At 53.5% G+C, this 15,027-nt stretch carries 12 protein-coding genes; 11 read left to right on the top strand and 1 reads right to left on the bottom strand.

What is annotated here, in order from left to right:
• Nucleotides 1–98: 98 nt before the first annotated feature.
• The 7 genes from argC (at nucleotide 99) to argH (ending at nucleotide 8,488) form a co-directional block, all read left to right on the top strand.
• Nucleotides 99–1,148 (top strand): N-acetyl-gamma-glutamyl-phosphate reductase, encoded by a 1,050-nt coding sequence (argC, locus tag AC0YOA_RS23595; protein WP_475788727.1) that lies wholly within the window; start codon nucleotides 99–101, stop codon nucleotides 1,146–1,148.
• A 45-nt stretch (nucleotides 1,149–1,193) separates the two neighbouring features.
• Nucleotides 1,194–2,435 carry a bifunctional ornithine acetyltransferase/N-acetylglutamate synthase gene (gene argJ, locus AC0YOA_RS23590; protein WP_475788726.1) on the top strand — a complete coding sequence of 414 codons (1,242 nt, stop codon included), beginning with the start codon at nucleotides 1,194–1,196 and terminating at the stop codon, nucleotides 2,433–2,435.
• 20 nt (nucleotides 2,436–2,455) lie between these two features.
• On the top strand, nucleotides 2,456–3,244 hold the full coding sequence (gene argB / locus AC0YOA_RS23585; protein ID WP_475788725.1) for an acetylglutamate kinase: 789 nt from the start codon (nucleotides 2,456–2,458) through the stop codon (nucleotides 3,242–3,244).
• A 63-nt stretch (nucleotides 3,245–3,307) separates the two neighbouring features.
• Nucleotides 3,308–4,603 (top strand): acetylornithine transaminase, encoded by a 1,296-nt coding sequence (locus AC0YOA_RS23580; RefSeq protein ID WP_475788724.1) that lies wholly within the window; start codon nucleotides 3,308–3,310, stop codon nucleotides 4,601–4,603.
• A 30-nt stretch (nucleotides 4,604–4,633) separates the two neighbouring features.
• Complete coding sequence (argF, locus tag AC0YOA_RS23575; RefSeq protein ID WP_475788723.1) at nucleotides 4,634–5,590, top strand: ornithine carbamoyltransferase; 957 nt, start codon at nucleotides 4,634–4,636, stop codon at nucleotides 5,588–5,590.
• 128 nt (nucleotides 5,591–5,718) lie between these two features.
• Nucleotides 5,719–6,957: an argininosuccinate synthase gene (locus tag AC0YOA_RS23570; protein WP_475788722.1), complete on the top strand. Its 1,239-nt coding sequence runs from the start codon at nucleotides 5,719–5,721 to the stop codon at nucleotides 6,955–6,957.
• A 115-nt stretch (nucleotides 6,958–7,072) separates the two neighbouring features.
• Nucleotides 7,073–8,488 (top strand): argininosuccinate lyase, encoded by a 1,416-nt coding sequence (gene argH, locus AC0YOA_RS23565; RefSeq protein ID WP_475788721.1) that lies wholly within the window; start codon nucleotides 7,073–7,075, stop codon nucleotides 8,486–8,488.
• 182 nt (nucleotides 8,489–8,670) lie between these two features.
• On the opposite strand, the gene AC0YOA_RS23560 is transcribed toward argH, so the two are convergent.
• Nucleotides 8,671–10,227 carry a VanW family protein gene (locus AC0YOA_RS23560; protein WP_475788720.1) on the bottom strand — a complete coding sequence of 519 codons (1,557 nt, stop codon included), beginning with the start codon at nucleotides 10,225–10,227 and terminating at the stop codon, nucleotides 8,671–8,673.
• A 296-nt stretch (nucleotides 10,228–10,523) separates the two neighbouring features.
• On the opposite strand from AC0YOA_RS23560, the gene ftsE reads away from it, so the two are divergent.
• The 4 genes from ftsE to AC0YOA_RS23540 all read left to right on the top strand — a co-directional run bounded on the left by ftsE (nucleotide 10,524) and on the right by AC0YOA_RS23540 (nucleotide 14,930).
• The gene (ftsE, locus tag AC0YOA_RS23555; RefSeq protein WP_210038971.1) at nucleotides 10,524–11,210 is read left to right on the top strand and encodes a cell division ATP-binding protein FtsE; all 687 of its coding nucleotides are present in this window, start codon (nucleotides 10,524–10,526) and stop codon (nucleotides 11,208–11,210) included.
• The gene (ftsX, locus tag AC0YOA_RS23550; protein ID WP_210038970.1) at nucleotides 11,200–12,117 is read left to right on the top strand and encodes a permease-like cell division protein FtsX; all 918 of its coding nucleotides are present in this window, start codon (nucleotides 11,200–11,202) and stop codon (nucleotides 12,115–12,117) included. Before ftsE ends, ftsX begins: the two co-directional genes overlap by 11 nt.
• 12 nt (nucleotides 12,118–12,129) lie before the next feature.
• Nucleotides 12,130–13,302, top strand: a complete 1,173-nt coding sequence (locus tag AC0YOA_RS23545; protein WP_475788719.1) for a murein hydrolase activator EnvC family protein — start codon at nucleotides 12,130–12,132, stop codon at nucleotides 13,300–13,302.
• 161 nt (nucleotides 13,303–13,463) lie between these two features.
• Complete coding sequence (locus tag AC0YOA_RS23540; protein ID WP_475788718.1) at nucleotides 13,464–14,930, top strand: S41 family peptidase; 1,467 nt, start codon at nucleotides 13,464–13,466, stop codon at nucleotides 14,928–14,930.
• Nucleotides 14,931–15,027 lie beyond the last annotated feature (97 nt).

The following is a 15,027-nucleotide window of genomic DNA, read 5'->3' as shown; positions in this document are numbered from 1 at the left end:
TATGAATGTATAATAATACAAAAACCTGGCTATTTCCTCTGTCTCTCGCTTCGTGTAAAATGGATAGTTAGGAAGTTAGCGGATGGGAGAGGGCATGTATGGGCTCAAAACTGAAAACAGCCATTATTGGTTCAACCGGCTACGGGGGCGTGGAACTGATCCGGCTGCTCGCCAGCCATCCTCTGGCAGAGGTGACATCAGTCATATCCTCGTCGAGCGCAGGATCGCCAATAGCCGAAGGTTATCCTCATTTAACAGAAATTCGCACCGATTTGCTTGATGATGTGGATCCTGCACTTATCAAAAGCAAAGCGGATGTTGTTTTTATAGCGACACCCTCCGGAATCGCCAGCAAGCTGGCGCCATCAATGCTTGAAGCAGGTCTCAAAGTGATTGATCTCTCCGGCGATCATCGTTTGAAGTCACCCGAAGTCTATGAAACCTGGTACAAAAAAACACCTGCCTCCCAGAATGCTCTGGATCTTGCCGTATACGGGCTTGCGGAAATATACGGCGATGCGGTGCGCGATCAGACGCTCATCTCAAACCCCGGCTGTTATTCGACAGCCACGCTGCTGGGTTTGATTCCAGCCGTTAAGGCGGGCTACATAGATCCGGCCACGATTATTATTGATGCCAAATCCGGTGTATCCGGAGCGGGGCGCGGCGTTAATCTGGGCTCGCATTATTCCGAGGTTAATGAGAATTTCAGCGCTTATAAACTGAATAAACACCAGCATATTCCGGAGATTGAGCAGGTGCTTTCTGCGGAAGCCGGTTATCCGGTCGTTACCACATTCTCCACTCATTTGGTGCCGATGACCAGGGGCATTATGAGCACGATGTATGCCACGGTCAAGGATGGGAGAAGCACGGACGAGTTTATTGCGTTGTACCGCAGCTTTTATGAAGGACGACCTTTTGTCCGCGTTCGCCAAGCCGGAACCTGGCCTTCCACCAAGGAAGTATGGGGATCCAATTACTGCGATATCGGCTTCGCCGTGGACGAGCGGACGGGGCGGGTAACCATCGTATCGGTCATTGATAATTTGGTCAAGGGCGCGGCAGGGCAAGCCATCCAGAATTTAAATCTGATGATGGGCTGGGACGAGACGCTTGGCCTGCAATTTGTACCCGTTTATCCGTAAGCAATCATTCATCTATCCACCTGAAGAAGGAGACTCGATCAAATAATGGGACAGGGGAACATAGCGGCCGCCTACACGGTTGTGCCGGAGGGCTCGATTACAACTCCCAAAGGTTTCACGGCGGGAGGTCTTCACTGCGGTCTGAAAAAAACGACGCGCAATGACTTGGGAGCAATCGTCTGCGAGGTGCCGGCAGCAGCAGCAGCCGTTTATACGTTGAATGCCTTTCAGGCAGCGCCGATTGCGGTAACCCGCGAAAGCATCGGCTCAGGCGGCGTACTTCGCGCCGTCATCGTCAACAGCGGCAACGCCAATGCCTGTACGGGCAAGCAGGGCGATGCCGACGCTTATGAGATGCGCAGCCATTTTGCCGAAGCCGTTGGCGTGCCGTCCGATCAAGTCGCCGTCGCTTCAACGGGGGTCATTGGCGAGCCGCTCAAGATGGACCGCGTCCGCCAGGGCATCGCGGAGCTTCCGGAGAGGCTGGCTGCGAGCAGCAAGGGCGGGGATGATTTCTGCCAGGCGATTCTGACAACGGATCTGGTGAAGAAAGAGGTCTGCGTTTCGGTCATGGTGGACGGCAAACCCGTTCACATTGCCGGAGCGTCGAAGGGCTCGGGCATGATTCACCCCAATATGGCAACGATGCTGGGGTTCGTCACCACGGATGCGGCGATCGGCAGTGCGGCACTGCACACCCTTCTGCGTCAAGTGACGGATCTTACTTTCAATATGATTACGGTGGACGGCGATACAAGCACCAATGACATGCTTTTGGCAATGGCAAGCGGCCTGGCGGGCAACCGGGAGCTGGATGAATCGCATCCGGATCTTGCGGCATTCTCTTCCGCGCTTCGCTATGTTTGTGAAGTTCTGGCCAAAGCGATCGCACGCGATGGCGAAGGGGCAACGAAGCTGGTGGAGGTTCAGGTGAGCGGTGCGGTATCGGATGCTGCGGCGCAGGCCATCGCCAAAACCGTCGTCGGCTCGTCCCTTGTGAAGTCTGCGATCTTCGGCGCGGACGCCAATTGGGGCCGCATTATTGCCGCAGTCGGCAGGGCAGGCCAGCCGGTCAATCCGGATACGGTCGATATTCAGCTGGGGGACATTGTGACGCTTGCAGAGTCGCGGCCGGTCGCTTTTGACGAGGAAGCGGCGCTGGAATATTTGAAGGGCGATACGGTTGTCATTTATGTCGACCTGCATATGGCTGAAGGCTCCGCAATTGCATGGGGCTGCGATCTGACCTATGATTATGTGCGCATTAATGCGGCATATCGGACGTAAGGGAAAGGAACGAGCGGATTATGGAACAGCGGTTTGTCATGAAATGCGGCGGAAGCACGCTTGCCGCGCTGTCTGATTCTTTTTTTGATGATTTGCGCGGGCTGCAGGAGAAGGGCGTGAAGGCGGTTATCGTGCACGGAGGCGGTCCGGCGATTTCCGAGACGCTGCAGAAGCTTGGCATTGAGAGTGAATTTGTAAACGGCCTGCGCAAAACCAGCGAAGAAGTGCTGGATGTCGTGGAGATGGTGCTGAGCGGACGCATTAACAAGGAGATTGTTCGTAAAATACAGCAAAGCGGCGCCCAGTCTCTTGGCCTATCGGGCGTGGACGGCAAGCTGATTCAAGCGCAGCCCGTTGCCAATGCGGCTGAAATCGGTTTTGTAGGTGATGTGACGCAGGTGAACGCATCCATTATCGAAGGTGTCATGGATATGGGCTACATACCGGTTATTGCTCCCATTGGTATTGACGATGCCGGTCAACGCTACAACATCAACGCCGATACCGCAGCCGGTGCGGTAGCTTCCCATCTTGGGGTGGAACGAATGATTGTCGTTACCGACGTTCCGGGGATTCTGAAAACCGTGGACGGCGAGAAACGGGTGCTTTCTTCGGTCACGATCGAAGAGATAGAGGCTATGATTGCCAGCGGCGAGATATACGGGGGCATGATTCCGAAGGTGCGTGCAGCCATTCAATGCATACAGGGACGCGTGCGCGAGGTTGTTATTGTCAGCGGCGATGAACCGGGCGTGCTGAGCAAAGCGGTGCTGGAGGGTGGAATCGGAACGCGCATCGTACAGTCCTAGATTATTAGGCACCAGGCGGGCTCGGCAGGACGCTATAATATTCATGAAAGAGGTGTGCCAATCATGAGCGATGTCAAAAAAACAGCAGCGGATGGTCAGAAGACGGGCGGAATTGGAACGAAAATACAAGAGCAATCCGAGGCTAGCCCTCAGACTGGTTTGAACGCTCAAGCCGCAGGAAGCGTGAACAGCTCGCTGCTTCCAACCTACGCCCGATATCCGATCACGCTTGTCAAAGGCGAAGGAAGCTGGCTGTGGGATGATAAAGGGAACAAATATCTCGATTTCATGTGCGGTTTGGCCGTTACGAACCTGGGCCATGCCCCTCAGCGCATCAAGGAAGCGTTGATCAAGCAGCTGGATGAGCTGTGGCATGTGTCGAATTTATTCCATATTCCAAACCAGGAGGCAGCGGCGAAGCTGCTGACTGACAACAGCAGCGCGGATGCCGTATTCTTCTGCAACTCCGGCGCCGAGGCGAACGAGGCGGCGATCAAGTTGGCCCGCCGCTACCATCAGAAGGTGGCCGGCACCGGGCGCTATGAAATCATCACCTTTGAACAATCCTTTCACGGGCGCACGTTGGCAACGCTGACGGCTACGGGCCAGGAGAAGGTCAAAGAGGGCTTCGGCCCGCTGCCGGAAGGGTTCCGCTATATTCCGCTGCATGATATCGAAGCGCTGGAAGCAGCCATTACAGACAAAACAGCAGCTATTATGCTGGAAACAATATTGGCCGAAGGCGGCGTAATACCTGTCGAGCCGGCATTTCTACAGCACGTTGCGAAGCTCTGCAAGGAGCGCGGGTTGCTCCTGATCATCGATGAGATTCAAACCGGAATGGGCCGTACGGGCAAACTGTTTTCATTTGAGCATTATGGCATCGAACCGGATATCTTCACACTTGCCAAAGGATTGGGAAGCGGCTTTCCAGTGGGCGCCATGCTGGCGAAGGGCCATCTTGTCGAAGCATTCAGCGCCGGCAGCCACGGTTCCACGTTTGGCGGCACTCCGCTCGCAACGGCAGTGGTCAAGGCAACGGTCGAAACCATCGTAGGCGATAATCTGTCCGCCCGTGCTGCGGAGATGGGGGATTACCTGATCGCCAGGCTTCATGACAAGCTTGACGGACATCCGCTGGTTCAGACTATCCGCGGCAAAGGGCTGATGATCGGGATCGTCTGCAAGGAGCCGATCGCGGCGTTAATTGCGGAAGGACAGAAGCGCGGTCTGCTCGTCGTGAGTGCCGGCCCTAACGTGATCCGTTTGCTGCCGAACCTGCTCGTATCGCGCGAGGAGATTGATCAAGCGGTGTCACTGCTGGCCGCCATCTTTGCGGATCAGACGGCTACGGCTTAATCAAGAGAGTCACAGAAGGGAGCAACAGCTATGCAGCAAGCTTTGAATGAACAATTAGCGGTCAATCTCAAGGGGCGCGATTTTCTCGCTTTGGCCGACTACAAGCCAGAGGAAGTCCGCTACCTGATCGACCTGGCTATAGAGCTTAAGAATAAGCAAAAAGCGGGCGAAATCTACCACCCGCTTCAAGGCAAAACGCTGGGAATGATTTTTGAGAAATCCTCAACCCGTACCCGGGTATCCTTCGAGGTCGGGATGTACCAGCTTGGGGGACATGCGCTGTTCCTGAGCGGCAATGATTTGCAGATCGGACGGGGAGAGACCATTTGGGACACGGCGCAGGTGCTGTCGCGTTATCTTGACGGCATTATGATCCGCACCTTCGCACACCGCACGGTGATCGAGCTGGCACGCGGAGCGACCATCCCGGTTATAAACGGCTTGACGGACGCTTCCCATCCTTGTCAGGCGCTGGCCGACTATCAGACGGTGCTAGAGCATAAAGGACGCCTGGAAGGCCTGAAAGTGGCCTACATCGGGGATGGCAACAATATGGTGCATTCCCTGCTCATGGGGGCTGCCAAGCTCGGCATGCATATGTCCGTAGCGACTCCCGAAGGCTACGAGCCGGATGAAGAGATTATCCGCTCGACGAAGGATATTGCTTCGGAGACGGGCTCGCACATTCATATTTGCTATGATCCCAAAGAAGCGATTGCCGATGCGGACATTGTATACACGGATGTTTGGGCGAGCATGGGCTTTGAAGCGGAGCAGAAGGACCGCGAAATCGCTTTTGCCAACTATCAGGTCAACGAAGAGCTGGCCAAGTATGCGAAGAAGGATTTCTTGTTCATGCACTGCCTGCCTGCGCATCGGGGCGAAGAAGTGAGCGAAGGCATTATCGATGGCAAGCATTCTATTATTTTCGATCAGGCTGAGAACCGTCTGCATGCGCAAAAAGCAATCATGGCTGCCATTATGTAGCATTCTACAGACAAAGACACAAATGGCTTCGAATCCAAGAGGGACGCGGATTTGCCAGCCGGGCATTTAGAACAGCGGAGTGCATGCAGACATTTTTTTTTCACTTATAAGGAGTGTTAACTTACACAATGGCAAAAGACAAAATAGTATTGGCATACTCGGGCGGTCTGGATACGTCCGTTATCTTAAAATGGCTCAAAGAAACCTATGATGCTGAAATTATTGCTTTTACGGCTGATATCGGGCAAAAGGATGAGCTGGACGGCCTGGAGGCTAAGGCGCTCGCTACTGGAGCTTCCAAGGTTTTTATCGATGACCTGCGCGATGAGTTCGCACAGGATTTTATTTATCCGATGTTCCAGGCTGGAGCTTTGTATGAAGGCCAATACCTGCTGGGCACATCGATTGCCCGCCCGCTGATTGCCAAAAGAATGGTCGAGATCGCCCGTGCGGAAGGCGCTACGGCCATCGCACATGGCGCTACGGGCAAAGGCAACGACCAGATCCGCTTCGAATTGACGGCTGCGGCGCTTGCGCCGGATATTGAAGTGATCGCGCCATGGCGCATCGAGGAATTCCGCCAACAGTTCCCGGGACGCGCCGAGATGATCGCATACGCCGAGAAGCATAACATCCCGGTTCAGGCCTCGGCGGCCAAACCGTACTCGATGGACCGCAATCTGCTGCATATCAGTTTCGAAAGCGGCTTGCTGGAAGATCCGTGGTTCGATCCAAGCGCCGACTCCAATAAGGATATGTTTGTTTTGAGCGTTGCACCTGAGGATGCGCCGGACCAAAGCGAGTACATTGAGCTTTCATTTGATGCAGGGAGCTGCACCGCGATCAACGGGGAACAATTGAGTCCGCTTGCCGTGATGGAGAAGCTGAATGAGCTTGGAGGCAAACACGGCATCGGGCGCGTTGACATGGTGGAGAACCGTTTCGTCGGCATGAAGAGCCGCGGTGTATACGAGACGCCGGGCGGCTCCATTCTGTTTGCGGCACACCGCAAAATGGAATCGCTGACGATGGACCGCGAGGTTATGCATCTGCGTGATTCGCTCATTGCCAAATACGCGACGCTGGTCTACAACGGCTTCTGGTTCGCTCCCGAACGTCTTGCCATGCAGGCGCTCGTGACGGAGAGCCAGAAAAATGTAAGCGGCGTTGTCCGCCTGAAGCTGTATAAAGGCAATATTATCGGAGCAGGTGTAAAAAGCCCGGTCAGCCTATATAATCCGGATATCGCCACTATGGAAGCCGATCCTTCCAAAGCGTATGACCAAGGCGATGCAACAGGTTTTATCCGTCTGAACGCTCTGCGCCTGAAAGTATCCTCCGGTGTGGAGCAGAGCAAGAAACAATAATAAGTGAAAAACATCACGTTTAGGTCGGACTATCAGGCAATTCGATAGTCCGGCCTGCGTTGTGTTCGGAATGAACGCGATGCAAGATGTGAAATGATAAAGGGGTGTACCAGCAGTGAGTAAATTGTGGGGCGGCCGGTTTACCAAGAAAACCGACCAATTGGTAGAGGAATATACAGCGTCGATCATGTTCGATAAAGAGCTGGCTGAAGAGGATATTCAAGGCAGTATTGCGCATGTGACGATGCTCGGCAAGCAGAGAATTCTGTCTGCGGATGATGTGGAGAAGATCAAGGACGGGCTGCATCGCGTCATGCAGCGCATCCGCCGCAATGATATCGAGTTTTCGATTGCCGACGAAGATATTCATATGAATATCGAGAAGACGCTGATCGACGATGTGGGCTCAGTGGGCGGCAAGCTGCACACCGGGCGCAGCCGGAATGATCAGGTTGCTACCGATATGCATCTTTACCTGCGCAAGCGCGTGGTTGAATTCGTGGATTTGCTGGGCAAGCTACAAGCGGCGTTGATCACTCAGGCCAAAGCCAATCTGGATACGATTGTTCCCGGCTACACGCATTTGCAGCGGGCGCAGCCTATCCTGTTCGCGCATCATTTGATGGCTTATGTCTCCATGTTCGGGCGGGATATCGAGCGGCTTCAGGACAGCTACAAACGCATCAATACGCTGCCGCTGGGCGCGGGGGCGCTGGCGGGGACGACGTTTCCGATTGACCGTCATTTTGTGGCCAGCCAGCTGAAGTTTGACCGTGTCTATGAGAACAGTCTGGATGCGGTCAGTGACCGCGACTTTATACTGGAATTTTTATCCCATGCTTCGATTATAATGATGCATCTCTCGCGCCTTAGCGAGGAGCTCATCCTGTGGTCCAGCACGGAGTTTCGTTTCATAGAGCTTGACGATGCTTTCTGTACAGGGAGCAGCATTATGCCCCAGAAGAAAAATCCCGATGTACCCGAGCTGGTCCGCGGCAAAACGGGCCGTGTGTACGGCAACCTGGTCGGCCTGCTGACTGTGCTCAAGTCACTGCCGCTTGCGTACAACAAGGACATGCAGGAGGACAAGGAAGGGATGTTCGATACGGTTCGCACCCTGCAGGGGGCGCTTCAGTTGTTCGCGCCGATGATTGCGACGATGAAGGTCAACAAGGACCGGATGCGCCAGGCCGTGAACCAGGATTTTTCCAATGCGACGGATATTGCGGATTTCCTCGTAGGCAAAGGACTGCCGTTCCGTCAAGCGCATGAGGTAATCGGCAAGACTGTGCTGTACTGCATCCAGCAGGAGAAGTATTTGCTTGATCTGACGCTTGAGGAGTTCAAGCAGTTCTCCCAGCTGTTCGATGAGCGGATCTACGACGTACTGCAGCCGGAGAATGTCGTCAATGCGCGCAATGTATACGGCGGCACTGCCCGCACACAGGTGGAAGAGGCGATCTCACGCGCCGAAAGCGAGCAGGAGCAAACTGCTGCATGGACGGTCGAATATATCGAACGCAGCCGTTAAGTGATGCCTCAACGAATATAGATTTAACCAAAAGCTATCTGGGGAATTTTTCTGCTTGAAGCAGAAAAGCCCCGGATAGCTTTTTTAAGTACCAGAAGGTATAACATATGTTTCATCCTTTTCTGATATTTTTGAGGAAGAAACTAATTTTGCCGCCATAGGACGGCGATAGCGGGTTCTTCTTACTCCGCAACACCATCTTCAATAATCTGCTTGCCCTTGCGCACATTGTCAGTTCCGCTTCCCGACTTATCTGCAGAAACGCCATAGACGGCAGGCTGCGCCCGGTATGTATCCCGCGATATCCGCTCCCGCGAGACGGTCTTGCCGTTCTTCGTCAGAGTGCGGTAGGTCTCTACGATGTAACCCGACTTGCCGGATGAAAGCAGGAGCCGTCCGCCGGGTGGAACCGCCTTGGAGGGAACCTCCCGAACGGGCGGATCTATGACCTTCACGGTTCTGGAATCGATGCTGTATTTCACATTTGCGGGCATGGTCCCGAACAGCTTCACTGTCAGCCGGCCGTTCTCGACAACGGTCTGTATGATCAGATGCTTCCCGGTCGTATTTTTGAAGCGGAAATTGATTGCGCCCTCGGCAAAGGTGGCGTCCTGTCCTTTGGGAAGATAAGAAACAGGAAGTGAGTGGTTTCGCCGCTCCACCATTTCAAGGCCAGCCAGCAGGGCGGCATTGTACAGGGTGCTCGAGACCTGACAGATCCCTCCGCCAATGCCTGGCACCAGCTCGCCGTTCAGAATGACCGGCGCCTGCCGGTAACCATATTTCTCCCTCGTCAGGGCGATGACCTTGTTATAGTCGAATACTTCGCCGGGAGCCAGCTCCCAGCCGTTCAGCGTCTTGGCGGTCATGCTTACATTAAACGCGCGGCCGGCTCCGCTTGAACTGAAGTCCGTCGTGAAGGAAATGATTTTCCGTTCCACTCCCTCATTCTTTAAGCGTTCCAGCGTCACATTGGGGGAAACCACGCGTACGGCAAGCGGAAGCGTAATTCCGGCGGGTCCATTGGCATCGGCCCCTCCGCTGCCTTCCGGCCCCCCCTTGTCCGAATCAGGACCAGCCTTCAGACGATTTTTCCAATCTTTGGCGAGGAGTTCCTCTACTGCCTTCTGCGCCTGTGCGAACAGCTTCTCCGTATCCAGCCGGTACGCGTTGGAATGGGGCTGATACACCACTTTATCATCGTTTGTAATGTTCCGCTTGGCATTGGCCGGTTCATTGGCGTCCAGCCATCCCCACTGCCCGCGGATCTTTTTCATAAATACGGTTTTATTCCAGCTGAGCTGCCCGGTCAGCTCCTTGGGAAAATGCCACCTGAACTTCGCCCTCTCCCAGATGCTGCCCTCGTGCAGCTTCATGAGAGCTTGTTTGGCTTCCCCCAAATCGACGACCACGCCCATGTCGGCCAAAGTCCAGATGCGCTGCTGCTGCCCGGATTCATTGGCCTCGATGCGCAGAGGAAGGCTCATAACGTTGTTCAGTCTGTTGTCCAATTCCTGAAGGGCCGTATCGATGTTCAGTCCGCCGAGATCAACGGTTTCGGTATTCTTCAGAACGATTGCCCCGTCTGCCGTCTTCGTTGTCCCTGGATCATGTCCAATCAGAATAACACCGCCGGGAACGGTATCTCTGGAAGCATAAATCCACAGGTAGCCCCACCCGGCGGAGCATACAAGCAACAGGGCAGAGGCAAGGATCAAGGCCAAATGCAGTTTCTTCATATCCACAATCACCCCAGGTCTGCAATTCATACATGTATATGCGAATAACCCGCGCTTCTTTCCTCGGGTTTTCCGAAAGCCAAAGGGAGCAGACAAATTGTATAACGCCAATAACCACCTGGCAGAAGGCAGGTTTTTCCTTTTTAATGTCGAATGAGATGTAATTATTTGGTCGAAAGCCGCAGGCTAATGAATTATGAAATATAGGAAAAATGCAGAAAAACAGGACAATCATAGAGGATTTGAAGCAAACGTGTCGAAATCCTATAAGCTGAATATCTACAGGATGTGATAATGTGATCGAATTGCAAGACATTTGGAAGACGTACGCAGACGGCACTCATGCGCTGCGCGGCGTTTCTGTTCTCATAGACCGCAATGAATTTGTTTACCTGGTCGGGCCGTCCGGAGCGGGGAAATCAACCTTCATGAAGCTGATTTACCGTGAGGAAATACCGACTAAAGGGCAGATCTCGGTCAATGGCTTTAACATCGGCAAGCTGAAGCCTCGTAAAATTCCTTTCGTGCGCCGGAACATAGGCGTCATCTTTCAAGACTTCCGGCTGCTCCCTAATTTGTCGGCTTATGAGAACATCGCCTTCGCAATGGAAGTTATAGAAGCCCCAAGACGCGTCATCAGGAAAAGGACATCCGAGGTGTTGGAGCTCGTAGGGCTCAAAAACAAGCAGAACAGCCTGCCGCAGCAGCTATCCGGCGGCGAGCAGCAGCGGGTGGCCATCGCCCGCGCCATCGTGAACAATCCGGCGGTCATTGTCGCGGACGAACCGACCGGCAACCTTGATCCCGAGACTTCATGGGGCATTATGAATCTCCTGGAGGAAATCAATTTCCGCGGAACGACGATTGTCATGGCTACGCATAACAAGGAAATCGTCAACACGCTTCGTAAACGGGTGATCGCCATTGAGCATGGCACCATTGCCCGCGATCAGGCGAGAGGAGAATACGGCTATGAAATTTAGCACTTTTCTCCGGCATATCCGCGAAGGTCTGAAGAACGTGATCCGCAACGGCTGGATGACGTTTGCCTCCATCAGCTCGATCGTTATTTCGCTGTTTATCCTCGGTGTCTTCCTGCTGCTGGCGCTGAATGTGAATAATCTGGCTGACCAGTTTGAAAGTCAGGTTCAGGTGCAGGTATACCTGCAGCTGGATACGGACCAGGCCAAGATCGATGAACTCAAGACAGCGATCGGGAACATTCCGGAAGTGAGCAAGGTGGAGTTTGTATCCAAGGAGAAGGGTCTTGAGCTGATGCGCAAGAACCTCGGCGAGGATGCTTCCCAGATACTGGATGGCTATGACAAGGACAATAATCCCCTTCCCGACAAGTTTACGGTTGATGTATACGAGCCACAGACCATCGCGTTTGTGTCCAAAAAAATCGAAGCGATCGGCATGGCCGATGAATCGAATCCCTTTACCAGCGTGAATTACGGCAAAGGTACTGTAGAAACGCTGTTTAGAATTACGAACGCCGTCCGCAACATCGGGCTTGTTATCGTGATCGGTCTTGCTGTTACGGCGATGTTCCTGATCTCCAATACCATCAAGATGACTATTCTTGCACGCAGGCGTGAAATCGGAATTATGAAGCTTGTCGGAGCAACCAATAACTTTATCCGCTGGCCGTTTTTTATTGAAGGCACATTGATCGGAGTCATCGGTTCGAGCATCACGATTGCGATCCTGCTGTTTGGTTATTCAAGGCTTGTGCAAGTGTCCGAGGTCGAGCTGGGACTTATGATGATCAAGCTGATTACCCTGAAGGACGCCGGTTGGCTGGTTGCGGGTCTGCTTCTCGGGCTTGGAACACTAATTGGCATCTGGGGCAGCACATTATCGGTAAGAAGATACTTGAAAGTGTAGGTGAAGGTAGACGTGAAAAAAGGACTTGCCCTCCTAGCCGCAGTCGTATTCGCAGTTTACATCTTTCAACCCTTCGGCGGAGAAGCTGCATCACAGGTAGACAAGATTAACAGCGAGCTGGATAAGGTTCGCAAGGAAATGAATGCCGCCGCCGAGAATCGCAAAAAAGCGGACGAGAACAAGCAATACGCGCTTACAATGAAGGAAGAGACCGCTAAAACAGTTAATGAAATCATAGCGCAGCTGAACGATGTTGGAACCCAGATGAACTCTGTTCAAACGCAAATCGATACAGCGGAAGAGAAATTGTTGAAGGCGGGGGAGGAGCTTCAGGCTACGGAAGACCGGATCAAATCCCGGGACAAGCTGCTGCAATCCCGCATTCGTCTAATGTATACGGATGGTGTTGTTTCTTATCTGGATGTGCTGATGAGCTCCACGGATTTCAGTGACTTCATTGACCGCTTTGACTCGCTCAAGTCAATTCTGGGCCAGGACCAGGAAATTCTGGAGGGCCACAAGAAAGACAAGGAACTGATTACGCAGCAGAAGCAGGGAATTGAGAAATCGCTTGCGGATGTCAAGGTCATGTATGCGAAGCTTGACGATTACAACGAGCTGCTGAAGGACAAGGAAAGCCAGAAGGAAGTCATGATTCTCAAGTATAAAGACCAGGCCGAGGAATCCGAGGAAATCAGCGCAGAGCAGGAAAAGCTGCTGATTGATCTGGCCAAGAAAGCGTCTGATCTCGAGAAAAAGAAAAAGTCTCTCAAGACCTACTATACCGGCGGCAAGCTTGGGATGCCGCTGCGGGCGGAATACCGCTTGTCATCCCCGTTCGGCTACCGCATCCATCCCATCACGGGGGTGAAGAAGCTTCATGCCGGAATGGATATGGCGGTGGGAAGCGGCACTCCGATATACGCGGCGGAATCCGGAGTCGTACTGGTTGCGCAGTGGTGGAGCGGCTACGGGAACTGTGTCATCATTGATCATGGAGGGGGACTTTGGACCGTCTACGGGCATATCCGCAATGGCGGCATCAAGGTGGAGAAAGGTCAAACCGTCAAGCGCGGGCAAAAAATCGCGGAAGTGGGCAGTACCGGCGATTCCACCGGCAACCATCTGCATTTTGAAGTGCGCAAGAATGAAGTGCCGGTGAACCCGGCGCCTTACTTGAAATAACCGCATACAGCGCAGCGAACCCGTGCTTTTTATGATGCCGTACCCGTTTATGCAAATAATTGGGTGCGGCTTGTCATATACTAGGAAGGTTGCAATCGGATACATATGCCAGCCTTACGGCTCGTTGTGCGAAACGCAAACATTTAATGAGGTGAGGAAACATGCATTTCAAAGGTCGTACAGTGGCGGCATTCATATTGCTGACGATGGTGGCGTCGGTGCTCGTTACGTTGACGCTTGCCGACCGTTGGATTGCGCTTGGCAGCGGGGGAGTGGCGGCAGGCTCCGCTTCGAATTCGCCGGGGCAGGATGACCTCAGCGAGAAGGAGCTGGGCAAGCTGAACACGGTGATGGAGCTGATCGAGACCAAATATTTCCGTGAGGTCGACCGGACGAAAGTGCTGGACGGTGCCATTAACGGGATGATGGAGGCGCTTGACGATCCCTATTCCGTATATATGGAGAAGCAGACCGCAGATCAATTTTCCGAATCCATTGAGGGCTCGTTCACTGGCGTCGGAGCCAGCGTGACGATGAAGGACGGCAAGATCACTGTGGAATCGGCGATTAAGGACTCTCCGGCCCAGCGTGCCGGCGTGCTTGCGGGCGATGTGCTGCTGAGCGTGAATGAGGATAAACTTGAGGGACTTTCTCTCAGCGATGCGGTGGCCAAGATCCGCGGTCCCAAAGGGTCGAAGGTGAAGCTGGGCATCCAGCGCCCCGGGGTGGCGAATCCGATTCATTTGACGATCGTCCGGGACGATGTTGATTTTGAGACGGTATTTGCGAATCTGCGCAGCGACGGCATCGGCGTCATTGAAATTCGCCAGTTCTCGCTTAATACGGGCGAGCGGTTCATTGAAGAGCTGGACCGGCTGGAGAAGCTGGGGATGAAAGGACTTGTCATCGATGTTCGCGATAATCCCGGCGGTGTCCTTCCAGTCGTCGTATCGGTTGCCCAGCCGTTTGTCCCCAAAGGCAAGCCTATCGTGCAGGTCGAAGACCGAGGCGGCAAACGCGAGCAGACCTTGTCCAAGGGCGGAGGCAAATCCTATCCAATCACGGTGCTGATGAATAAAGGCAGCGCAAGCGCCTCCGAGGTGCTTGCGGGCGCTTTGAAGGAAGAAGGAAATGCGGTGCTTGTCGGGCAAACCTCTTTCGGCAAGGGAACCGTTCAGGTGAGCTATGATAAAGTGCTGGATGATGGCGGTCTGGTCAAAATGACAATCGCCAAATGGTTGACGCCGCTTGGCAACTGGGTGCATGAGAAGGGGCTGAAGCCCGACGTGGAAGTACTGCCTCCGGATTACTACACCGTTGCCCGGCTATCGAAGACCAAGACGCTTACCCGTGATACCATTGATGAAGATATCAAGAGCCTGCAGATCATGCTTGCCGGGCTCGGTTATGAAACAGACCGCAAGGATGGTTATTTCAGCGAAGTGACGGAGAAGAGCGTCAAGGCTTTCCAGCAGCAGACCGGATTGCCGGTCACAGGAAAAGTCGACAAAACAACAGCGGAGAAGCTGGAAGAAAAGCTCATTGAGCGCGTTCGGGAAGACAACAATGATACACAGCTGCTGAAGGCGGTAGAGGTCTTGAAAAGCAAGCTGGATATAACCCCTTAAAAAGCAGGCAGGATTTTGCATGGGGGCGTCGAAATTGTAGAAGGTTGAAGCTGCGAGTGTTGCCGGCAGCTTTAGCCTTCTTTTTTTGACCTTATGG

The organism is Paenibacillus sp. JT22N12 (assembly GCF_056269365.1).
This window is presented reverse-complemented; position numbering and strand designations above follow the sequence as displayed.